Below are 19,546 nucleotides of genomic sequence, written 5' to 3' on the forward strand. Positions count from 1 at the left end.
CGTGTCGAAGCCTGCGGCCTCGATGCCCTGGGTGAATCCGCCGAATCCCGAGAACAAGTCCAGCGCAGTCGGGTTGTCGTGGCGAAACCGTCTGCGACGCAGCGCCGGTCGATGTTCGGCTGTCTTCGAGATGATGTGACCCATGGTCCTGGCCCTTTCCTCAACACTCCCTAAGTGGTTGCCTATAGACTACCATTAGCGGTAGTCTATAGGCAACCAATAGTCAGGGTCGATAGAAGGAGAGAGTCATGGTCGTCACCACCGAAAGCACCTCTGCGGCAACGGCGATGAGTGCGTACTCACGCGCTATCGCGGCCTGTATCGAGCGGTGGCGTCGAGCCGCCGACAGCGCAGTGGGCGGCGATGCTGAACACGAGGCGGCTGCTGCGCTGGTCGCGCTCGTGGAGCAGGCCATGCCCGAGCTGGCGCGCACCGAAGTTGTCGAACGGTCGTATCTGGTGCGCAGGGTGCAGCGCTACGTCGGGCCGCTCCCACAGGAGTGGGACACGATGGACGATGCCGACCGTGACCAGTTCGTCTGTGATCACTGGCTTGCAGTTGAGGAGTCCCACGAGCTCGTCGACGAAGACGACCTGACCCTGACCATCCTGGGCGGTCCTCAGTGACGGTGAGTCCAGCGGCGCCGCCCGCTCCAGGGGACGGGATACCGGCGAGGCCGCCGGTAGGCTCAGCAGCACCAGGCGTGCCCATCGAGCGGGCGGACGACAGGAGAGGACCCCTCATGGCCGTCGACATCGACGAACCCGCGTTGCTGCGCGCACTCGGAGAGGCGATCACGGCCCGGCGTGAGGAACTCGGACTCAGTCAGCGCGCCCTGGGCCTGGAAGCCGGTGTCGAGCGGAACATGCTGCGCGGGGTGGAAGACGGGTCGCGCCGCGCGACGATCATCACCTTGGCACGTATCGCCGAAGCGCTGAAAGTGCCGGTCTCGCAGCTACTGCACCAGATCGGGCACTGACTTTCCGCTATGGGGCGGTCAATGCCTGTGCTTGGTCAGCAATCGCGGGCAGGGTGCGTGGGTGAGCCTGCGTCCATGCGGTTTTCAGTCGGGATGACTCGCCAGGTGTGAGTGGACGGCCGATCACACTGGCAGTGATCGTTGCGATGGCCACGATGCCGTCGAGGTCCACTACCGTCTGCTGGCCGGTGGGAGTGGTGGTCCCATGTTCGAGCCCGTGGACTGGGCGTTGCTGGGCGGGGTCGCGGTCGCCAGTATGGGTCACTGGGTGACTTTCTCGTCGAAGTGATGGTCGGGGCTGGATGGCGTGATGCCGCTGGGTAGTTGGGGGATAAGTCGTTGGTCGAGGGCAGGGAGGCCGGCGATGTCGGCCCAGGACACCGAGATGGTGTGGATGCGGTCCAGGCAGAGGGTGATGTCGCGTTTGACCGCGGCGAGGTCGGGGTCGTCGGCGCTGCTGTGGGTGAGTCGGGTGACGAGTTTGTTCAGGCGTTGCAGCGCCGCGCGTTCGGTGGGGCTGCGGTCGTCGAGACCGACGGCGGCGGCGTGGTCGATGGCGTCGTGCCAGGCTGCCCAAGCGCGGTCGGCGAGGTCGAGGGCGCGGTCGATGTCGCTGGCCGGGGAGTCTCCGTGCAGGGCTTCGACCGCCTCAGTGAGGTCGGCCATCGCGGTGTAGGCGACCGTGGTGGCGACGGTGCCGGTGGTGTCGTGGAGCAGGGGTTTGGTGAGGTACCAGGCTTCGGTGTCGAGTTTGTAGTGGCCCCACGCGGCGAGCAGGTCCTCGAGAGCGCGGGCGGCGGCGGCTCGTCGCCGGGCGAGGTCGTCGTCCCCGGCAACGGACGGCTGGTCGGGAGTGTGGTCGTCGCGACCGGCGAAGACGGCGTGGACGGCCTGTTCGACTATGCCCTGCCAGCCGCGAGCATCCTGGCCGGAGTGGTGAAGGGTGTAGTAGCTCCAGTAGGCGGCGATGGGGGTGAGAGCGGCCATGACCATTGCTACGACGCTGAACAACCCGTCCAGGGACGGCGGCAGCTCGAAGGCGAAGGCGCTGAGGAGGTATGCCGCCGGACCCGACAGTCCGAAGAAGCCATAAAAGGCGAGATCGCCGCCACGTCGAGCGGGGTGCTGTCCGCTGAGGCGGAACTCCTGTTCGAGGTCAGCCAGCTCCGCGACGCGGCCAGCTCGTCCACCCGCCTGCGTAGCTCGTTGTGAGCGATCACAGCGCCTCTGGGGTCCATCCACCGGTCGATCGCCTGCATGCCTTCCTTGACGCAGATGATCTGGACTGCGCGTGCCCTCAGCAGGGGGTCGGGGTGGGTACGGATGCGTTCGGCCACGTGCGCGACGAGGTCGGCGCGGTCGGTGTCGACGCGATTTGGCCTGCCGTTCACTAGATGCGGACCCTTCGTCAGGGAATGGATTCGATGTCGGGAGGGCCGGACGACCGCCGGCGGTCGTCCAGCGCGCGGCGTAGGTCGGCCCAGAACCCGAACAGGCCAAGGATCAAGACGTTGACGATAGTGGACACGATCGCCATGAGGGTGATCGAAGTTGCGTCGACGGCCTGGTATTGGCCGGAGGCGATGGTGAGGACTGCGCCGGTCACGAGCGTGACGGACGAGGCCGCCAGAGCCGTGGCAGCAAGCACACGCAGCCCTCGGGAGTGGTGGGGATGCGCTGAGCCAATCCTCGAGAGGACGTGGAGCCCGCCCAGGTGCAGGACGACGGCGACGTACAGGTAGGACCACACAGCGGGCCTCCTTCGTGGGTCGGTGTGCGTTCAGTGCGTCATTGTTGCAGCTGAGGCCGACAGGCCGGGGTGTCGAGTTGGCGCTGAACGGCTTCGGTGACCAGTGCCCGGACGGGCGGGATGCGGTGCGCGCCGGCGTCAGCGAGCATGGTGGTGATGCGGTCGAGCAGGGTGTCGCGGTAGCCGTCGGTGATGGTGGGGTCCAGGGCCTGGTCGAGCAGTTTGCGGGCGCGGGTGAGCTTTTCACGCTTGGCCGGTCGGATATTCAGCCCGGTCTCGCGGGCGTGGCGTGAGGCACTGCTCCATGCGTCGCGGGCCGCCAGGGCAGTGGCGACGGCACGCTCAGCCAGGTCTTTGTCCAGTGGCCGGGAGTCGTAGGCCGCGGCGTGGGCGGCGGTGTAGGCGTCGAGAAACGCCGCGGTGCGCGGGTCGTTGGTGTCGTCGAGGAGTGGGCGGGTGAACAACCGGTCTGCGAGGTCGGCGTGATAGGCGGCGTAGTCAGCGTCGATGGAGCCGAGGATGTCGGCCGCTTTGGCCCATTGAGCGCGCGTGCTCTTGACGAGAATGTCTCGGCGGGAACGTGCTTGGCTCACTTTGTGGTAGGCGAGAACCGCGACAGCGACGACGATGAGGCTGGCCGCGACGGCTCCGCCGATGATCCACAGCGTCGTGTAATCGGTGGGCGCCTCGGGTGCCGACGGTGCCTGCTCGACCGGTGCCTGCTCGACCGGGGCCGGCGGCGTCGGCGCGGGGGGCGCATCGGTAGAGGTCGGTTGCCTGTCCTGATCCGGATCGGGGCCGACCAGAGTCAGAACGAGTCCGACGGAGGAGAGGATGACACCGCCGATCGCAAGTGGAGCGACGGTGTCGGTGACTTCGCCTGATTTCTTCGCGATGGCGGCTCGCAGGCCCGCCACCAGCAGGATGACCACCCCGAGGATCGAGGCCCCCCATCCGAGGTTGGACGCCAGTTGCATGAAGCGCTCAGGGGCTTCCAGCTTGAGGGGGGTGGCGTCGGCCAGGACTTCCAACGTTGTGAGCTGCATTGGCCTACCTTCCCTTTCGGTGATCGGCAGATGCCATGGGGGTAGTAGTGAACTCGACAAGCCGCTGCCGGAATCCGTCATCGAACGCCGACGTCGGCGGGTAGTGCGCGAGGATCGCCGCTGCGGCGTTCGGTCGGGCGGTCGGGGTGATGCGGCGGATGGTGTGGTCGGCGGCGAGATAGCCGGAGGCTTGTTCGATTAGAGTGGCGCATTGGTGCATGTCACGGCCCTTTCCGTGGTGTGCGTCGGGTCCGTGGGTGTTCCAGCACCCGCGGACCACTCTTGTTTCTGCCCGAGTCGGCAGCGAAGGTTCACCACCAACATCAGCGGTGATGGTTTTAGTCTACATACGTGTGGGATATAGTCAACATGTGGAGAGACTTCAGGAGCTGGGCAAGCGTGTGCGCGACGCGCGAACCAGCTGCGGTCAGACGCAGGCCGAAGTAGCCAAAGCTGTTGGCGTGCACCGAACCCACCTGTCGGCGATCGAGGCCGGGCGCGAGAACATCACCATCGGAACGCTCTACCGGATAGCCGACCACTTCGGCATTGCCGCCTCGCGCCTACTGCCCGACTGATTCAACGAGACTGTCGGACCTTCATGAAACGGTGGCTGCGAGTCGACGACCTGGGACAACGCCGCACAGCAGGCAACAAGCGACGTAGGAGGAACCTGATGTTCACCGGATTGACCAACACCATCGTCAACCTCTTCACCCCTGGCGGCGAGTCGGGCGCCAATGCCATGGAGGCTGGCTATCCGATGGCGATGTCCTATGTAGCCGGTGGGCCCGTCACCGTCACCGCGAACGGACACAACGACCAGGACAGGCGCGTGCTCGATCAGTTTGATGTTCCGGGGGAGGGACGCGGACGAAAAAAGGCCACACTCGCCGCGATCAAAGCCCACGGCTACGAGCTCGCCGGCCCGCCGTTGCGGGTCGGGAACCCGGCTATGTACGTCGCACCCGTCTTGCGAGTCAGGCGGGCGCGTTGAATCAAGCGGTAACGGCCGGATTCGTCTGGCAGATCCTGCTCCTGGGCGGCCTCGTCTACTGGTCGAGATTCGGCGCGGCAGCGGTCATCGACGCAGCGACACAGCCCGTTCGGGCGGTGCGCTGGCAGCCGCACCCTGAACTCGGACCTACTCCGCCGCCCGCCCGGTTCAAGTGGGTCATCGGATTCGTCGGCGTGGCCCTTCTGCCTGTCGGCGTGCTCGTCGCCGCCTTCTGCGCGGTCTGGCGGATCATCGCCAGTTCGTGGCCGCCAGGTGTCTTCGTGGGTGCAGGTTGGACAGTAGCCGTTCTCGGTTGGCTGACACTGCTGATGGTCGGCGAAATGTCGATCGCCAAAGAGCTCGGACCCGGCCGCACAATTCGTGCAGCTCTGCACCGTCAGCACCACCGCGACCTCCTCGGTTCGTGACCATGAGCGGTGCGCCAGCCCGCATGTCGGCGCCCGCGTAGCTTTCAGCCATCCAACTCTGAGCGGACAGCCGCCGAACACGAGACACAAACCCTCCAAGCGATCCCGGCCGGCTCGATCGTCGACGAGCCCGCTGAGTAGCTGTTCGCCTGGCGCGCACCCTGCGGACTGTTGTGTGGTCAGAGCAGCGCGACGATCAGGACGATAGCGAGTGTCAGCACGACGAGCGCGTTGCTGACGGTGTGCGCGGCGGCCGCCCGCAGGAGTGGTTCACGCTGGACGCGGTCGATGTCGCGTTCGGCGTCTTCGACGTCGTTCATCCAGGTCTTCAACTGGGTTAGCTGCTCGCTGAGGCTCTGTTCTGCGCGGTGCGCGGTATCGGCCAGCTCGGCGCCCTGGTCGATGCACTGTTTGAGGTGCTGCTTTGCCGCCCGGTGGTCGGTGGAGCGGATGGCGTGGAGATAGACGGCCATGAAGTAGAAGCCGCTGATGGTCAGCGCCAGCCCGGCGGCCAGGGGGACACCGACGATGAGGTGCATGAGTCCGAAGCCCACCTGGCGTGCGGCGCGGCGGACGTGGGAGTCGTCCTCAGTGTGCCGGCGGAACAGTTCCTCTTCGCCCAGCGCCAGCGCCGGGAGGGCGAGGAAAAGCATGACGGGAAGCGCCACACTTACTGCGGTCCACAGTGATCCGCTGTACCCGGTCTGTCCGAGCGCTGCGTTGCCCTGGCCGCCGAGCAGGTTCCACCAGCCGTATTGCAGGACCGGGATCTTCAACAGCAGGATCATGACCAGCGCGACGGTCGCCAGCTGGGCGAGGGCTGCGGGGATCATCCACCACCGGATCGCGCGTATCACTGCGATGTAGTCGGCGCGCAGGCGTGAGTCGCGATGCTGATAGAGCGTCACCACCAACGAACTGACCATGACAGCGATGACCGCTAGTGCCGCGTATTCCATCCGTCCCCTCCTGGTAGGTCATGCACTCCGCATCGTGCGTGATCCTGCTGCCCAGTATGCTGGTCGGCCCCGACAGATAGTGGCCCCCAAGTGGTTAGACCTCGTGATTCCCGCACACTTTTGTCACTGGTGACAAAACGCATTGGTACACAACAGGATTCGCCGATAATTTGCCTTATGTTAAGTTAACGCTCCGGGTCGCCGATCAGGGCTACAGGTCGCGGGCTGCTCGCAATGTCGGATGACACGGCACTTGGGACTTTGACACCCTAGTTGAGACTCAGTGACACGGACATGAGACCTGCCCCGCCGTGACCTGCACGAATCATCTCCATACTCCCAAATCAGTTGTCATCCAGGCGCAGTCACTGCGCCGATCCGCCTGGGAGTCTCACAATCGCTGACACCAATCAGCTCGCCCGCATACGTCCGCATGTAGATGCGGGCGGGTCGACCGCTCCCAAGTAGCTGCCCCTACTCCCAACTACGTTGTCATCCGACACGCAAGTCCGCGCGTCTCACCCAGAGAACTGTCTCCCGTCTTGGACCCTCGCCAAGGGCGCGTATCAGATCACCCTGCCGTGTCACTCGTCCCACGTCTCCCGTCTCCGCACATCGGCCCGCACCGTTTCAATGCCGTGGTGATGTGATGATGCATCCGAACGGCGGGTAGCCCCTCTAAGTGAGCGCGGGCGAGCACTGCGGCAGGGTCAACCTCCTTGCCAAGCACCCAGAACACGCGGGCGCCATTCTCCATCGCTCCGGATACGATCCAAGGGATCGTAATTTTTGGCACCTCCATGGACTTCGAGAGCCAGGCCAGCATGGATAGAGGGTGCTGGAACGGGTCAGAATTCTGCAGCCCATCCATCGATGCACTATCGGCGCCAGTCAGTGACGACTGGGTGGTAGACGACGATTTCGTTATCGCCGTCCTTGGCGCCGGCTTCGGCGAGAATGTCTCCGACGAAGAACGGAACTTCTGGCTGAAAACCTACCGCGCCAACTACACCGGAGACGAGGGCCGGCGCCGACTCCGGACGAGCACGATCAATCTCCGCGACCGGGATGGCCTCGAGGCACGCCTCAACGAAGTGAAATACCCAGTGTTGTGGCTGCAAGGCACCGCCGACCAGGTGTACTCCGTCGCCAACGCCGAGCATGGAATTTCACAGTTCACGCAATCTCCATCAGCCGAACTCCAGATCGTTGACGGCGGGCAGCACTTTCTGACCGCATCACACCCCGACATCGCCAACACCGCTGTGCGTGCATTCGTCGAACGGTGGACGTGAAGCAACCATGCATCTCCGCCCTCGACCTTCCAAGAAACAAGACGGCCCTTCCGGGGCCGCAGTCCCCTGGTGACTGCGGTTATTCGGGGCGGGCGATGGGTTTGTCGTCCTGATTAGGTGGTGTCGAAGTCGACCTCGACTCGGAATACATCGGCTCGAAGCCAGGAGATCGTGAGTTCCACGGGGTGGTGGTTGCGTGCGGCGGCATCGGTGCGGGACCGGATAGAGATGACCGGTGGGCGGCCGCTCAGTTCGAGGTGCTCGGCGACGTGGGGTGGCGCCGGGTCGATGGCGACGCCGAACCATCCGCGCTCGGGTTCCAGCTTGTAGTGGGTGGCCAGGGTGTCGTGCAACGAGCCGGCAGGGTCGAGGATCTGGGGTAGGTCGGGGACGAGTTGGGGGTCGAGGTAGGTGTCTGCGTAGCCGACGAGCTCGTGGTCGATGTATCGGTTACGGGAGAGTGCGAGCAGTTGTCTGCGTGCTCCCACTTTCATGCGGTCACGGACCTCGGCGGGTGGGGTCTCGAGTCGCCACCCGGTGGTGCGAACGTCTGGGGCGAATCCGGCTTTGCGGACGCTTGCGCTCCAGGACGGTGGGATGTGTCGACTGATGGTGTAGTCGATGCGTCGGGACACGAAGGTGCCGCTGCCCTGCCGACGGCGCACGAGATAGCGCCTCTCCAGCTCGGTCAGTACGGCTCGGGCGGTGAGCCGGCTGACGCCCAAGGTGCGGGCTAGTTCGTCTTCTGACGGGAGCCGGGTGCCGACGGGCTGGTTGGCGATCTGCTCGGCGAGTGCGTCGGCGGCGGAAAGGTACACCGGTACCCGAGGACTGGTTTTGACGGGTGCGGCGTCGCTGATGGGCGTGATCATACTGCGGGAACGAAGGAGGTCGACAGGTTTCGTGGCGGATCGTTGACTGCTCCGTCGGGCACTTTTCCCGCGAGTGATTGCAGGATGGATCTCGCCGCGTGCTCCTCGATCGCCAAGCGTGCCGACGCGACCGCAGATCCGAGGTGCGGGGTGAAGAGGGTATGGCTTGTCAGTTCCATCAGGTCCGTGTGCAGGCCGCTGGGGCGGTCGGGTCGGGAGAGGTCCTCGAATTCGAACACGTCTGCGGCATATCCGCCGAGGTGTCCGCTGCGCAGGAGTTCGGCCACTGCGCCTTCGTTCACCACTGAGCCTCGTCCGACGTTGACCAGCAGCGCTCCGGGTCGCATCGATGTCATCGCTTCGTGGTCGAGCAGGTGCAGTGTGTCCGCCGTCAGGGGGGCGCAGACCACCACGGAGTCGCTGTGCTGCAGAAGCTCGGCGAGTTCCACCCGTTCCATACCGATCGACGCCGCGGTTGCGGACGGCACCGGATCGGGGTCGTGGTAAAGAAGTCGGGGATTGAATCCGGCGAGCATTTGCGCCACGGCCCGGCCGAGTACGCCGGCGCCCACGATGCCAATCGTGGAGCCGACGAGTGTGCGTCCGTAGAGCACCGGCCGCCAGCCGCGGAAACCGGCTCGCACGGTGCGGTCACCGGTCGCCACGTGTCGAGCGAGGCCGATCAGCAGCCCGACTGCCAATTCCGCGGTGGGTTCGGTGAGTAAGTCCTCGACTCGGGTGAGCCAGATGCCGCGCTCGGTGCAGGCGCTAACGTCGATGTTGTCGTAGCCCTTGAGTGCGCCGGCGACCACCTGCAGTCGCGGGCAACCGTCGAGGAACTGCGCGGTGATCCGGTCGGGCATGAACGCCATCAGCCCGTCGGCGTGTGCCACTCGGCGTCGCAATTCGGATGCCGGGAGGCTGTCGTCTTGCTGGTTCGGCACCACGTCGCACTCGCGGCCGAGCATTTCGAGGATCTGGGGATGCACCCGGTGGGTGAGAACGACCACCGGGCGCGCGGACGCGTTTGTCATTGGAACCTTCTTCGTAATGCTCCGCCGAGGGCGTCGACCACGGTGACGGTGGCGAGGATGACGAGCAGGATTGCGGAGACTTCCTGGTACTGGAGGGTGCGGAGGGCGGCGATCAGCTCGAATCCGATGCCGCCGGCGCCGACGACGCCGACGACTACCGAGGCGCGGAAGTTGAGCTCCCACCGGTAGACGGTGACGTCGGCCATTTGGGGCAGCACCTGCGGCAGGATGCCGTGCAGGATCACTTGTGCCCGGGTGGCTCCGGCGGCGCGGGCGACCTCGACGGATGCTTGATCGGCGCGTTCGATCGAGTCGGCGAAGAACTTTCCGACCATGCCGGCGGAGTGGATACCCAGTGCCAGTGCGCCGGGAAGGGCGCCGAAGCCGACGGCGGCGACGAACACGATCGCCATGATCAGCTCGGGCACCGATCGCAGGGTGTTGAGGACCAGGCGCGCGACCGCGTAGACGGTGGGGTGCGGGGAGGTGTTACGGGCCCCGAGCAGCGCGAGTGGGACCGACAGCAGGACCGCCAGTGCGGTGGCCGCGATACTCATCGACATCGAATCCCACAGTGGGCCCCACCACCGGTTGATGTGGGTGAAGTCCGGGGGCCACATGTCGCCCAGGAGGTCGGCGATGTCGGCCAGTCCGGTGATCATCCGTTCGCCGTCGAGTAGTCCCACCGCCCAGACGCACACCAGTACAAGGACGCCGACGACGCCCATGGCGGCGCTGTTGCGCCCCCAGCTGATCCGCACCCGACGCGAGATGCCCCGGTACTGTTCTTCCCGCCGTTCCTCGACGGGGTCCGGCAAAGTGTCGGCCGTCACTGGTAGTCCGCCAGGTCGATGTCCAGCAGGGGCGCGAGGTCGCGCACCGCGTCGTAGTCTTTATCGGTCACAGGTCCGAAACCGGCGGCCTCGAACGGCTCGAGCACGGCATCGTCGTCGAGTTCTAAAAACGCCGCCCGCACTTTTGCCTTGAAGTCCTCGGGCAGGTTCGTCTGCATAGTCCACGGGTAGTTGTAGTAGGGCTCGGACTTCTGGACGGTCACGACCACCTCAGGGTCAATGGTCCCGTCTCGGACCATGCGCTCGTAGATGGGCAGGCTCATGCCGCCCGCGTCGGCGCTGCCGTTCTGCACTGCCAGCGCCACCGCGTCGTGGGCGCCGACGTGCTGTTCTTCGTAATCGCCGTCGTCGACGCGCAGGTCTGCTTCCTCGGCGAGCATGGCCTTGGGTATCAGGTGGCTGGAGGTGCTGGCCGGGTCTCCCCACGCGACGGTCTTGCCAGCGACGTCGTCGAGTGTGGTGATGCCGGAGTCGGCATTGGCGAGAAACACCCCTTGGTAGGTGGGGGCAGCGCCTTCTTCCTCCTGCAGCGCGGCGAAGGGCTCGATGTCGGCCTGCTCCTGGGCGAGCACGTAGGACAATGGCCCGAAGTAGGCCAGTTCCAACCGGCCGCGGGTCATCGCCTCGATCATCGAGGAGTAGTCGGTGGTGACGATGAGTTCGACCTCGACGCCCAACTCGTCCTCTAGGTATTCCTTGAGCGGTTCGTTGTCCTGGATCACTTGAGACGCGTTCTCGTCGGGCAGCAGGGCCACGCGGAGGGTCTCAGGCACCTCGCCGGCGGCAGGCTCGGAGGTGGAGCCGGAGCCGCAGCCGGTGAGAACAAGCGCGAAAGAGATCAGCGCCGCCAGGGCGGCAACTGTGGAACGGGCTGGTCTGGTCATTGTGAAGAACTCCAGGATCTGGTGAATGTGATTCGGGTGATGCGAACAGCTTCCGGTCAGCGGACACCAGCAGCGAGGTGGCCGGTGACAGTACTGGTGACGGCGTCGCCGTCGGATTCCCCGTTGGGTTCCTCAGTGACGCCTTCGTAGATGAGTCGGATGGCGTCATCGGTGACATCGGACGCGGGGCTGTCATGCACGATCTCGCCGTGTGCGAGGCCGACGATGCGGTCGGCGTGCTCAAGGGCCAGGTCGACCTGGTGGAGGCTGGCGACGAGTGTGATGCCGTTGTTGTGACAGACACGGCGCAACAGCGCCATCACCCGGCCTGCGGTGGCCGGGTCGAGGCTGGCAACCGGCTCGTCGGCGAGGATCAGCTGCGGCTGTTGGGCGAGTGCGCGGGCGATGCCGACGCGCTGCTGCATGCCGCCGCTGAGATTGTCGACCCGGGTGAGCGCGTTGTCGAGCAGACCAACCTGGTCGAGCGCCTCGAGGGCGATGCGCTCGTCGGCGCGACCAGCGGGCAGGAGACCGTGCCAGAAACTGTGGTAGCCGACTCGGCCGAGCAGCACGTTGCGCAGCGCGGTGTACCGCGGGACCAAGTGGTGGTGCTGGAAAACCATGCCAGTGCGCCGGCGATGCCGTCGTAATGCACGGCGCGAGTCCAGTGCCGGGAGACCGGCGGCACGCACAGTCCCGGTGGTGGGCTGCACGAGCAAATTTATGCACCGCAGCAGCGTCGACTTGCCGGCTCCCGAAGGACCGAGCAGCACGGTCACCTGCCCGGCCTCGATCGTCAGGTCGGTTCGGCGCAGCGCCTGCACGCCCCCCTTGTAGGTCTTGCTCACCTCGACGAGATCGATCATGAAAACCCCTCTATAGGACTTGGTCGAACACCCCGAAACCTATAGAGGACTTACGAACGGACGATCAGGGTTGAGAGAACGGTGAGTGAACCCCGTCCGACCATCCGATGCCGGTGAACGACCGATGACTTCCGCGTTCATGCGACGGCCATAGGGCCCTGTCAGAATGTGTCGTCATGACCTTCGGAAACTCGTGCTGGCCGCCGACAGATTTCGTGATCGGCCACGTCACAGCGGTGCTACCCGATCGGGTGGAGGACAACGCAAGAGTGGTGGTGCGCGAGGGTCGGATCGCCGAGGTGGGCCCACACCCGCCGGGTGCCGGCTGCACCCTGGACGCCCACGGCGCCCACTTGCTGCCGGGCCTGGTCGACGTCCACACCGACATCCTCGCGCGGGAGACCCGGCCGCGACCGGGCGTCGTCCTAGACCCTGCCTTCGCACTGACGTCGGCGGGCGGCCGTCTACGCGCGGCAGGAATCACGACCGCCTTCCACGGCCTTGCATTCCAGGAGCACTCCATCGTGGGAACGACGATCGGTTCCCCCGCTGCCGCAGAATTGTCCGATTCGCTGCGTCATGCCGACGACACCCAGGTCGACCACCAGGTCTTGCACCGGTTGGACGCCCGCTGCGAGTACGGCCGGACGCTGCTCGCAACGGAGCTGGCCGCACTCGACGACTCCGCGGATTCTGAAAGGCTTCGGAGCATCACCACACCGGATGATTCCCAACGCGCACGGGTGCCGATCGTCTCGCACGAGGACCACACACCGGGGCAGGGGCAGTTCGCCGACCCCACGACCATGCAGCGGTGGCTGATCACCAACGAGGGTATGACCGAGGCCGCTGCGGTCGACCACGTCGATCGGTGGCGTCGCACCCGCGCCGAACGTCTCACCGTGCGCGACCGCGCCCTCACGTGGCTGGGCGACCTGGCCCGAGCCGGACACATCCGGCTCTTCGGCCACGACCTGGCCACCCCGGAAGACGTCGCGGCTGCCGCCGACCGCGGCTGCACCGTGGCGGAGTTCCCAACGACCCTGGACGCCGCCCGTGCCGCCCGCGACCGAGGCATGCTCGTCGTTGCTGGCGCCCCGAACGTCGTCCGTGGCGGCTCCCACACCGGGAACGTCTCGGCAGCCGAGCTCGTCGTCGCCGGTGTGGCCGACTCCCTGGCCAGTGACTACCTTCCCTCCTCTATGCTCCCAGCCGCAGTGCGACTTGTGCGCGACGGCGTCCTCTCACTCCCACACGCCGTTCGACTGATCACCTCAGGCCCGGCCGCCTGTGTCGGTCTCTGCGACCGTGGCGCGCTGACCGAAGGCTTCCGAGCCGACCTCGTCCTGACTGACCTCAGCAAGACTTGGCCCGTCGCCCACGTCATTTCGACTCAGTCGCATACCGCTGCCCGCGAGTAGCTCGGATTCAGCGGCAGTAGGCCACGAGGACTGTCACCGCTTCGGCTGTCTCACACCAGTCCGGCGGATAGGGACAGGTCGGTATCGAGAATTGTCGGTCACCCCAGTCGCGTCCACCGCGTCCCTACCGCGCAGGCTCCAGCCGACGTCGTCCGCCTCGATTCCGCCGTCACCATCCGCGCAGCAGACACCTCAGTTCAATCCGGTTACTTGCCGCGGACACCGCGCGGCAGCTTGAGGAGCAACGCCAACAGGCGCGTCTCCGTCATGCCCGACGTCGGTGGATCGAGGCTAAGTGCGTGCCGCGATCAAGGATCCGGATCAGGTCTTGATGAGTCTTGTGTCGGGCACCGATACCGGCGAGACCGAGAATGCGCATCACCCGTGCAACACGCTTGCGTCCTACGCGAACACCTGCACCGAGGCGCAGTTCGGCGTGCACCCGCGGCGCGCCGTAGCACCCTCGTGAGCCTTCGTGGATATCGCGGATGCTGTTGGCCAACAACGCGTCCGACATATCGCGTACGGACGGCGATCGATGTCGCCATTCGTAGAATCCGGACCTCGACACCTCGAGCGTTCGGCAGGTCACCGCGACGGGGAAGCCGTCCGCGGCCAATTCGTGGACCAGCCGGAACCCTATTTTGGGAGGATGTTCTCCCGAGCGAAATACGCACTCGCACGCTTGAGTATCTCGACCTCGGTCTCGAGGCGCTTCTTGTCCCGCCGCAATTGAGCCAACTCCGCGCGTTCGCTCGTCGACAAACCGTCGACGCGACCGGCATCGACGTCGTCGAGTTTCATCCACCTGCGCAGACACGACTCACTGATGCCGAGGTCGGACGCGACGCGCATGACACTCGCCCCCGGCTGACGTGTCAGGTCGACCGCGCGCCGACGGAACTCCTCTGGATGTGCAGCGGGCATGGCTCGGACTCCTCTCCTGCAGTAGCAACGCTACAGATCAGGTGTCCGGAGAACCGGGTCAAGCTCCGCCTCCGATGATGCGGACCTCGTGGACCGCGCCACGGCGACAGCCAAACGGCCATCGACGGCAAACGCATCGACCCGGATCGGGATCATCGAGCCGATCAACGCGCGTCTCGTCCACAACGCCTGAGGAACGCTCCCGGCAGCGGCACCGCGAAGGCGCTGTGCATCGACGTCTTCAGCGTTCTTCGCGGCCTCCGGACCTGGGGGCAACGTGCTCGTCAGCACGGCCAGGGCCCGGAGCTCGATCGTCCATGCCGCATCGTTACTACTACAGTCCCTGTAGTATGGATGCGCGACGCCGTGCCGCGCTCACGAGCATCAGGAGTTCCGTGTGTTGACGTTCAATGGCTTACCCGCCCATATCCTGTTGGTCCACTTCATCGTCGTCCTGGCGCCGCTGACGGCCATTCTCGCGATCGCCGCTGCCGTCGCGAGACCCGTTCGCGCCCGCCTGGTCTGGCTGATCGCCGCTCTCGCCGCCATCACAGCGGTCCTGACGCCGCTGACCACCGAAGCCGGTGAGTGGCTCGAGAAGCGCGTGCCCCGGTCCGAGGCCGTTCACACTCATACCGAACTCGGCGATTCGATGGTGTACTTCTCGGTCGCCCTCGCGGTAGTCGCAGCAGCACTCGTCGTCGTTCATCTTCGCGAGCGTCGTGGGGGGTCGGCAGGGCGAGCATTGTCCGTCGCGGTGGTCGTGTTGGCGATCGTGGTCGGCGTGGCCACGATGGTTCAGGTGTATCGCATCGGTGATTCCGGTGCGCGCGCCACCTGGGGCGACGTCTCGACAGCGTCAACGGCGACACCGGACTCGGACGAGTGAGCGCAGACCACGACCGCACGGACCACGACGACCGGCATTCCGACGGCAGCGCAGACAGGGCCGATGGACGTGCGGGGTCGCACAGCGGTGAACCGCACGCGACAGCGCCCGGCCGGTTGAACTGGCTGCGCGCCGGGGTGTTGGGCGCCAACGACGGCATCGTGTCCACGGCGGGCCTGGTCGTCGGTGTCGCCGCGGCCACCGCCGAACGCGGGCCCGTTCTCACCGCCGGCCTCGCCGGTATCGCCGCGGGTGCGGTGTCGATGGCACTCGGGGAGTACATCTCGGTGAGCAGTCAACGCGATGCCGAACGCTCGATGCTCGATCAGGAACGGACCGAACTCCGCGAGAATCCCGAGCAGGAACTCGCCGAACTCGCCGCGTTGTACCGGGCGAAGGGGCTTTCGCCCGAAACGGCCCTGGCAGTGGCGACCGAACTGACCGCACGTGATCCGTTCGCGGCTCACGTCGACGCCGAACTCGGCCTCGACCCCGACGCCCTCACCGACCCGTGGCAGGCGGCAGGCGCATCGGCGCTCGCCTTCCTCACCGGCGCGGTGCTTCCGCTGCTCGCCATCGTGCTCTTGCCCGTGTCGGTGCGGATACCCCTGACGTTCCTCGCCGTCCTGGGTGCTCTCGCGCTCACCGGGGTGATCAGCGCAAACCTCGGAGGTGCCCCGCGCACTCGCGCTGTAGCGAGGGTGGTCTGCGGTGGCGCAGCGGCGATGATCGTGACCTACCTCGTGGGGCAGGCACTGGGATCCGCGGGCGTGTGACGACGCCGCGTCGGTTCGGCAGGTGCGGTCCTCACTGTCCGATCGTGGTCGGAGCTTCCCCGTACTCGGGTGACACCACGTCCTGGGTGACGTCGCCGAGAACCGCGATCAGCATCCCCACCGTGATTCCCACCGCTCCAAGGGCGACCACGAGAGGGGCGCGTTGCCCGCGGGGAGGCGGACCGCTCAGCGCGAGGGCTCGGGCGGCGACGTCGCCCCCGGTGCCTCGAACCACGGGCGACGGCGGAACCGGGCCTGTTCGGGCGCAGACCAGTGCGGTACGCGCCAGCGCTGTCATGACCGTCCGCCGGTCGGTGCGCTGTGCCGCGTACTCGTCCGCGTGCCGTTCGGCGGCGTTTCGGACCTGCGTCACGACCGGTCGCAGAAGGGGATCGAAGGACGCCGAGATCTCGGCCATCTGAATCCACCACGGATGGCGGAAACGCAGATGTCCGCGTTCGTGATCGACAACGGCCTGGATTTCGTCGTCGGACAGGGCGTCGACTAGGCCGGTGGTGATCACCACCGCGCCACCGCCGGACGGCACGGCGAACGCGTCCGCCGCGGACGTCTCGACCACGACGACTCCGTCGCTCGACGCCGCCGCTCGGCCGAACCGTGCCGTCGACCTGACGCTGTGGACCACACGTCGCACGTGCCCCGCGGCGACCACCGCTCGCCACACCGCGTACGCAGCGGGAACGACGGCGAGAACGCGCATACACCCGTGTGAGGACGACGCCAGGACCGCGATCACCGCAACGAGCGAGGCGAGCACCGCACAGGCCGCGAGCACCGCGAGCGATGACGTCGTCGCCACCGTCCACCCCGGCGGGGCCTGGCGTCCCACGCGCAGCCACCGGGCCCCGAGGGCCAGGGACAACAACCACGGCGCCGCGGCCACCGCCACGAAGCCGGTCACCGGTCGCTGCGATCGAGCAGTTCTCGAAGCACTTGCTCGTCCGCCGGATCGGGCGCGTCGACGAAATTGGCGAGCACATCCGCCCGAGCCTGACCGGCGTCGAGCTCCGACCGCATCCGGATCGCCGCCCGCAGGGCCGGCAGCTCCTCGAGCGGGGCGCTGAGGCGGTACACGAACGACCGCCCCCGCCGTTCACGTTCGACGACACCCTTGCTATGCAGCCGGCCCAGCGTGGTCATCACGGTGGTGTGCGCGAGCTCGTCGTCGAGCAACCTCCGCACTTCGGACACCGACAGCTCGGGGTGCCGCCCGAGAAGGCCCAGGACCGACGCCTCGAGCTCACCGGAAATCCTCCGCATCAGAAGGTCACGACAATGGGCACATCACGATGGTAAGCGACCACCTCCAGCTGCTGCGGGCGTCCGACGTTCGCTTCGCATCCGAGGTGGTCGACCGACGCCCGAGTCGTCGATCCGGAGGCGCCGACCCCGCACGGGGCGGCAGCGCAGTTATCAGGCCCCGCGTAGGCGCTGGTCGTACGATTCAGGTCTATTCGCAACGATAATAACTGGTAACGAGACGTGTTGAAGTAGGACGTGTATCCTACGCTCAGTCGCAGAGTGGCTTCGCGCAGTGTGACTGGTCCGGCATTGCTGGCGGCCTTCGATGGCAGTCCCCGCCCAAGGTGATCTTTGAGATACGCAGCAAGTTCGTGGGGTGGTAGTCGGGGCTGCTCGTCTCGACGATGACGCCGGTGACGTCTTCGAAGAAAACGATGGCGGTGCTGGGTGCCGTCAGGTGGTCGAGAGAACCGCCTAGGTTGGCCGGGCACCACCCTCTATCAGATCCGGCTTGTGGAGTGGGCGTGATCTAAAGCGCTTCCGGATCTCAGTCGCTTCCTTCCTTCGATGCTCTCCACGAGTCCGTTAGCTGAGCGTGTAGAGCGATTGCGCGTTTGCGGCGTATGCAGTTTCGGCGTTTCTGGCGACCAGCGCGGTGACAGTGCCGATGGTGCTGCGTTGTTCCCAGTGTGTGCCGTCTGGGCTGCGCCAGACGGTGTCGGCGGTGTCGATGCCCCAGAGCGTGCCATCGGGTGCGGCCGCCAGGAGTGCTAGGGCCGGCGCACCGGGGACGGTTGTGAAGGTCTGGGCGTCGTCGGCGCTGTGTTGCAACCCGGCGGGGGTGGTCGCCCAGACGCCGCGGTCGGTGATCGCGAGTGCTGCTGCGGCCAGGGGCGCGCCAGGGCTCCAGCTTGTCCCGTCGTCGGTCGATACGAGCAGGCCGTTGATTCCGTCGAAGCCTACGAGTAGTTGTCCGTTGGTGGCGAGCGCGTGGAAGTCGATGTCGCCGGCCACCGATCTCGGTGTCCATGTTTGCCCGCCATTTTCGCTGGCGACGAGTCCCAGCGGGTTGGGTGCTGAGCTCGTTGGACCTGGATGGCCGGAGGCGAAGAGCCGATCTGAGCCAGTTACTCCGGTCAGTCCCATGAAGTCGTCGTCGGAGACGCCGACCCGGCTGGTGGTGCCGTCTGCGGTGAGGGCGACTACGCCGGTGTGAGTTCCGGCGAGGATGGTGCCGTCGGCGCGGATGTGCAGGGCGTGGAGGTGGTCGAGTTCTGGGGTCAGTGTTGTGGCCATCTCTGCTGAGGTGGCCGGCGGTGGTGGGGATGTGGGTTGTTCCTCGGTGGAGCAGCCGATCAACACAGTCAGCATGGCGACGACTGCGAAAACGACCGCAGCGGTGCGGTTGGACGGGCTCGAAGCAGGCAAATCGGCTACGACTTTCGTGCGGGTACTGAGTTCGGGCGGGGCCGGCTCTGGGTGGTGTGGGTGATCGGCATGGTGGCGCAACCCGGGTAGAGGGTCATCCCGACCCTCCGGGGGGTGTCGTGGTCACGACATCTGGATGGGGTTGGAAAGCTGTGAAGGCTTTTGGCCGCAATGTTTTTGGAGGACGAGGGAGATCAGGACGGTACCGAGGTGGCGACGCGCCCCGGCGAGGTCGCCGATCGCAGCGAGGTGGCGGACGAGACCGATGTGTGCGGCGAGGTGGCGGCGTCGGTTCGAGGTGACGCTGAGGTGATGGGCGCGGTGGAAGAACTGGTGGGCCGAGTATGGCGTGGGTGCCCGGTAGACGTCGCGCATGGCGTGCAGATACTGACGACGGTGGTCGTCCGGGGGCGAGTGCGTCCCCCTCGGGTTCTCGGTCACGGCGCATCCCTCGAACTAGTACGCGCAGGCGGGTCAACCCGCGTCATCTAACTACTATAGAGCCTAGTAGTTGGCGACGTGGTGGGTGCTGGAGTTGCGGTGTCACGGACGAGTCCCTGGGGCATACTGGCTGGTGGTGCAGGCGGCGGACCGTCGGGAAGGTGTGTTGAGCGTGGGTCTCAGCGAGCACGACGGCGGGGCGTCGAGGATCGAGGCGAACGATGGGTGAGCGTCCATGAGTGCAGCGGTGGTGTTAGTTGTTGCCGCGGGTGTGCTGGGCTGGTTGTGGCCTCGATGGATGGTTCGGGTGCAGGGCCGGATCGATGCTCGTTGGGTGTTGGTGGCCTGGCCGGCTGCGCAGGTCGTGTTTGCGTTGTTGTGGCTGGGAGCTGTTGTGACGCTGGCGGTTCCCGGTCATTTCGGCGTCCATTCGTTGC

Annotated in this window: 24 protein-coding genes and 1 pseudogene; 10 read left to right on the top strand and 15 right to left on the bottom strand. The window is 66.0% G+C overall.

Annotation, left to right across the window (positions count from 1 at the left end; translation table 11 throughout):
• Positions 1–248: 248 nt before the first annotated feature.
• Together Q9R39_RS23535 and Q9R39_RS23540 are read left to right on the top strand one after the other, a co-directional pair.
• Positions 249–626 (top strand): hypothetical protein, encoded by a 378-nt coding sequence (locus Q9R39_RS23535; protein ID WP_311278354.1) that lies wholly within the window; start codon positions 249–251, stop codon positions 624–626.
• Positions 627–742: 116 nt separating this feature from the next.
• Positions 743–979 (top strand): helix-turn-helix domain-containing protein, encoded by a 237-nt coding sequence (locus tag Q9R39_RS23540; protein WP_014928911.1) that lies wholly within the window; start codon positions 743–745, stop codon positions 977–979.
• Positions 980–1,240: 261 nt separating this feature from the next.
• On the opposite strand, the gene Q9R39_RS23545 is transcribed toward Q9R39_RS23540, so the two are convergent.
• From Q9R39_RS23545 to Q9R39_RS23555, 3 genes are all read right to left on the bottom strand, one after another.
• On the bottom strand, positions 1,241–2,221 hold the full coding sequence (locus tag Q9R39_RS23545) for a hypothetical protein (RefSeq protein WP_311278355.1): 981 nt from the start codon (positions 2,219–2,221) through the stop codon (positions 1,241–1,243).
• A gap of 166 nt (positions 2,222–2,387) precedes the next feature.
• Positions 2,388–2,729, bottom strand: a complete 342-nt coding sequence (locus tag Q9R39_RS23550; protein ID WP_311278356.1) for a hypothetical protein — start codon at positions 2,727–2,729, stop codon at positions 2,388–2,390.
• Between the two features lie 38 nt (positions 2,730–2,767).
• Positions 2,768–3,775, bottom strand: coding sequence for a hypothetical protein (locus tag Q9R39_RS23555; protein WP_311278357.1), 1,008 nt, complete (start codon positions 3,773–3,775; stop codon positions 2,768–2,770).
• A gap of 371 nt (positions 3,776–4,146) precedes the next feature.
• On the opposite strand from Q9R39_RS23555, the gene Q9R39_RS23560 reads away from it, so the two are divergent.
• The 3 genes from Q9R39_RS23560 (at position 4,147) to Q9R39_RS23570 (ending at position 5,200) form a co-directional block, all read left to right on the top strand.
• Positions 4,147–4,353 (top strand): helix-turn-helix transcriptional regulator, encoded by a 207-nt coding sequence (locus Q9R39_RS23560; RefSeq protein WP_238554188.1) that lies wholly within the window; start codon positions 4,147–4,149, stop codon positions 4,351–4,353.
• Positions 4,354–4,451: 98 nt separating this feature from the next.
• The gene (locus Q9R39_RS23565; RefSeq protein WP_311278358.1) at positions 4,452–4,772 is read left to right on the top strand and encodes a hypothetical protein; all 321 of its coding nucleotides are present in this window, start codon (positions 4,452–4,454) and stop codon (positions 4,770–4,772) included.
• Positions 4,769–5,200, top strand: a complete 432-nt coding sequence (locus Q9R39_RS23570; RefSeq protein ID WP_311278359.1) for a hypothetical protein — start codon at positions 4,769–4,771, stop codon at positions 5,198–5,200. Before Q9R39_RS23565 ends, Q9R39_RS23570 begins: the two co-directional genes overlap by 4 nt.
• Positions 5,201–5,379: 179 nt before the next feature.
• On the opposite strand, the gene Q9R39_RS23575 is transcribed toward Q9R39_RS23570, so the two are convergent.
• A complete protein-coding gene (locus Q9R39_RS23575; protein WP_311278360.1) occupies positions 5,380–6,159 on the bottom strand; it encodes a hypothetical protein in 780 nt (259 codons plus the stop codon).
• A 719-nt stretch (positions 6,160–6,878) separates the two neighbouring features.
• Here Q9R39_RS23575 and Q9R39_RS23580 point away from each other — a divergent pair.
• Positions 6,879–7,454 (top strand): alpha/beta hydrolase, encoded by a 576-nt coding sequence (locus Q9R39_RS23580; protein ID WP_311278361.1) that lies wholly within the window; start codon positions 6,879–6,881, stop codon positions 7,452–7,454.
• A gap of 113 nt (positions 7,455–7,567) precedes the next feature.
• On the opposite strand, the gene Q9R39_RS23585 is transcribed toward Q9R39_RS23580, so the two are convergent.
• The 5 genes from Q9R39_RS23585 to phnC are packed head-to-tail and all read right to left on the bottom strand — an operon-like array spanning position 7,568 to position 11,964.
• Positions 7,568–8,326: a GntR family transcriptional regulator gene (locus Q9R39_RS23585; RefSeq protein ID WP_020171041.1), complete on the bottom strand. Its 759-nt coding sequence runs from the start codon at positions 8,324–8,326 to the stop codon at positions 7,568–7,570.
• On the bottom strand, positions 8,323–9,360 hold the full coding sequence (locus Q9R39_RS23590; protein WP_311278362.1) for a phosphonate dehydrogenase: 1,038 nt from the start codon (positions 9,358–9,360) through the stop codon (positions 8,323–8,325). The genes Q9R39_RS23585 and Q9R39_RS23590 overlap by 4 nt, the downstream gene beginning before the upstream one ends.
• On the bottom strand, positions 9,357–10,193 hold the full coding sequence (phnE, locus tag Q9R39_RS23595; RefSeq protein ID WP_206497649.1) for a phosphonate ABC transporter, permease protein PhnE: 837 nt from the start codon (positions 10,191–10,193) through the stop codon (positions 9,357–9,359). Before phnE ends, Q9R39_RS23590 begins: the two co-directional genes overlap by 4 nt.
• On the bottom strand, positions 10,190–11,098 hold the full coding sequence (gene phnD / locus Q9R39_RS23600; protein ID WP_311278363.1) for a phosphate/phosphite/phosphonate ABC transporter substrate-binding protein: 909 nt from the start codon (positions 11,096–11,098) through the stop codon (positions 10,190–10,192). The genes phnE and phnD overlap by 4 nt, the downstream gene beginning before the upstream one ends.
• Positions 11,099–11,154: 56 nt before the next feature.
• Complete coding sequence (gene phnC, locus Q9R39_RS23605; RefSeq protein ID WP_311278364.1) at positions 11,155–11,964, bottom strand: phosphonate ABC transporter ATP-binding protein; 810 nt, start codon at positions 11,962–11,964, stop codon at positions 11,155–11,157.
• 176 nt (positions 11,965–12,140) lie between these two features.
• On the opposite strand from phnC, the gene Q9R39_RS23610 reads away from it, so the two are divergent.
• On the top strand, positions 12,141–13,385 hold the full coding sequence (locus tag Q9R39_RS23610; protein ID WP_020171046.1) for an alpha-D-ribose 1-methylphosphonate 5-triphosphate diphosphatase: 1,245 nt from the start codon (positions 12,141–12,143) through the stop codon (positions 13,383–13,385).
• 265 nt (positions 13,386–13,650) lie between these two features.
• Here Q9R39_RS23610 and Q9R39_RS24815 read toward each other — a convergent pair whose 3' ends face one another.
• Both Q9R39_RS24815 and Q9R39_RS23620 read right to left on the bottom strand, forming a co-directional pair.
• Positions 13,651–13,902, bottom strand: a complete 252-nt coding sequence (locus Q9R39_RS24815) for a transposase (RefSeq protein ID WP_396275742.1) — start codon at positions 13,900–13,902, stop codon at positions 13,651–13,653.
• Between the two features lie 122 nt (positions 13,903–14,024).
• Entirely contained in the window at positions 14,025–14,312 is a 288-nt protein-coding gene (locus Q9R39_RS23620) for a transposase (protein WP_167324018.1), read from the bottom strand.
• Positions 14,313–14,709: 397 nt separating this feature from the next.
• Between Q9R39_RS23620 and Q9R39_RS23625 the strand changes: the two genes are divergently transcribed.
• Positions 14,710–15,201 (top strand): DUF2231 domain-containing protein, encoded by a 492-nt coding sequence (locus Q9R39_RS23625; protein ID WP_311278366.1) that lies wholly within the window; start codon positions 14,710–14,712, stop codon positions 15,199–15,201.
• The gene (locus Q9R39_RS23630) at positions 15,198–15,977 is read left to right on the top strand and encodes a VIT family protein (protein ID WP_311278367.1); all 780 of its coding nucleotides are present in this window, start codon (positions 15,198–15,200) and stop codon (positions 15,975–15,977) included. The genes Q9R39_RS23625 and Q9R39_RS23630 overlap by 4 nt, the downstream gene beginning before the upstream one ends.
• A gap of 31 nt (positions 15,978–16,008) precedes the next feature.
• Here the strand turns inward: Q9R39_RS23630 and Q9R39_RS23635 are convergent, their stop codons facing one another.
• The 4 genes from Q9R39_RS23635 to Q9R39_RS23650 form a co-directional block, all read right to left on the bottom strand.
• The gene (locus tag Q9R39_RS23635; protein WP_311278368.1) at positions 16,009–16,899 is read right to left on the bottom strand and encodes a M56 family metallopeptidase; all 891 of its coding nucleotides are present in this window, start codon (positions 16,897–16,899) and stop codon (positions 16,009–16,011) included.
• Positions 16,896–17,258 (bottom strand): BlaI/MecI/CopY family transcriptional regulator, encoded by a 363-nt coding sequence (locus Q9R39_RS23640; RefSeq protein WP_311278369.1) that lies wholly within the window; start codon positions 17,256–17,258, stop codon positions 16,896–16,898. Before Q9R39_RS23640 ends, Q9R39_RS23635 begins: the two co-directional genes overlap by 4 nt.
• Before the next feature lie 567 nt (positions 17,259–17,825).
• Positions 17,826–18,611 (bottom strand): F510_1955 family glycosylhydrolase, encoded by a 786-nt coding sequence (locus Q9R39_RS23645; protein ID WP_396275743.1) that lies wholly within the window; start codon positions 18,609–18,611, stop codon positions 17,826–17,828.
• A gap of 180 nt (positions 18,612–18,791) precedes the next feature.
• Positions 18,792–19,109, bottom strand: a complete 318-nt coding sequence (locus tag Q9R39_RS23650; RefSeq protein WP_311278371.1) for a hypothetical protein — start codon at positions 19,107–19,109, stop codon at positions 18,792–18,794.
• 235 nt (positions 19,110–19,344) lie between these two features.
• Here Q9R39_RS23650 and Q9R39_RS23655 point away from each other — a divergent pair.
• Positions 19,345–19,546: pseudogene (locus tag Q9R39_RS23655) on the top strand (M56 family peptidase); the annotation flags it as partial.

This window comes from Gordonia sp. AC31 (genome assembly GCF_031844505.1).
In the GTDB taxonomy this organism is placed as follows: domain Bacteria; phylum Actinomycetota; class Actinomycetes; order Mycobacteriales; family Mycobacteriaceae; genus Gordonia; species Gordonia hongkongensis.

What these genes read in the sequence shown, in the direction of transcription:
- Q9R39_RS23535 (WP_311278354.1), top strand. Translation starts at nt 249, where the DNA reads ATGGTCGTCACCACCGAAAGCACCTCTGCGGCAACGGCGATGAGTGCG.
- Q9R39_RS23540 (WP_014928911.1), top strand. Translation starts at nt 743, where the DNA reads ATGGCCGTCGACATCGACGAACCCGCGTTGCTGCGCGCACTCGGAGAG.
- Q9R39_RS23555 (WP_311278357.1), bottom strand. Translation starts at nt 3,775, where the DNA reads ATGCAGCTCACAACGTTGGAAGTCCTGGCCGACGCCACCCCCCTCAAG.
- Q9R39_RS23565 (WP_311278358.1), top strand. Translation starts at nt 4,452, where the DNA reads ATGTTCACCGGATTGACCAACACCATCGTCAACCTCTTCACCCCTGGC.
- Q9R39_RS23575 (WP_311278360.1), bottom strand. Translation starts at nt 6,159, where the DNA reads ATGGAATACGCGGCACTAGCGGTCATCGCTGTCATGGTCAGTTCGTTG.
- Q9R39_RS23585 (WP_020171041.1), bottom strand. Translation starts at nt 8,326, where the DNA reads ATGATCACGCCCATCAGCGACGCCGCACCCGTCAAAACCAGTCCTCGG.
- Q9R39_RS23590 (WP_311278362.1), bottom strand. Translation starts at nt 9,360, where the DNA reads ATGACAAACGCGTCCGCGCGCCCGGTGGTCGTTCTCACCCACCGGGTG.
- phnD (WP_311278363.1), bottom strand. Translation starts at nt 11,098, where the DNA reads ATGACCAGACCAGCCCGTTCCACAGTTGCCGCCCTGGCGGCGCTGATC.
- phnC (WP_311278364.1), bottom strand. Translation starts at nt 11,964, where the DNA reads ATGATCGATCTCGTCGAGGTGAGCAAGACCTACAAGGGGGGCGTGCAG.
- Q9R39_RS23610 (WP_020171046.1), top strand. Translation starts at nt 12,141, where the DNA reads ATGACCTTCGGAAACTCGTGCTGGCCGCCGACAGATTTCGTGATCGGC.
- Q9R39_RS24815 (WP_396275742.1), bottom strand. Translation starts at nt 13,902, where the DNA reads ATGTCGGACGCGTTGTTGGCCAACAGCATCCGCGATATCCACGAAGGC.
- Q9R39_RS23620 (WP_167324018.1), bottom strand. Translation starts at nt 14,312, where the DNA reads ATGCCCGCTGCACATCCAGAGGAGTTCCGTCGGCGCGCGGTCGACCTG.
- Q9R39_RS23640 (WP_311278369.1), bottom strand. Translation starts at nt 17,258, where the DNA reads ATGCGGAGGATTTCCGGTGAGCTCGAGGCGTCGGTCCTGGGCCTTCTC.
- Q9R39_RS23645 (WP_396275743.1), bottom strand. Translation starts at nt 18,611, where the DNA reads ATGCTGACTGTGTTGATCGGCTGCTCCACCGAGGAACAACCCACATCC.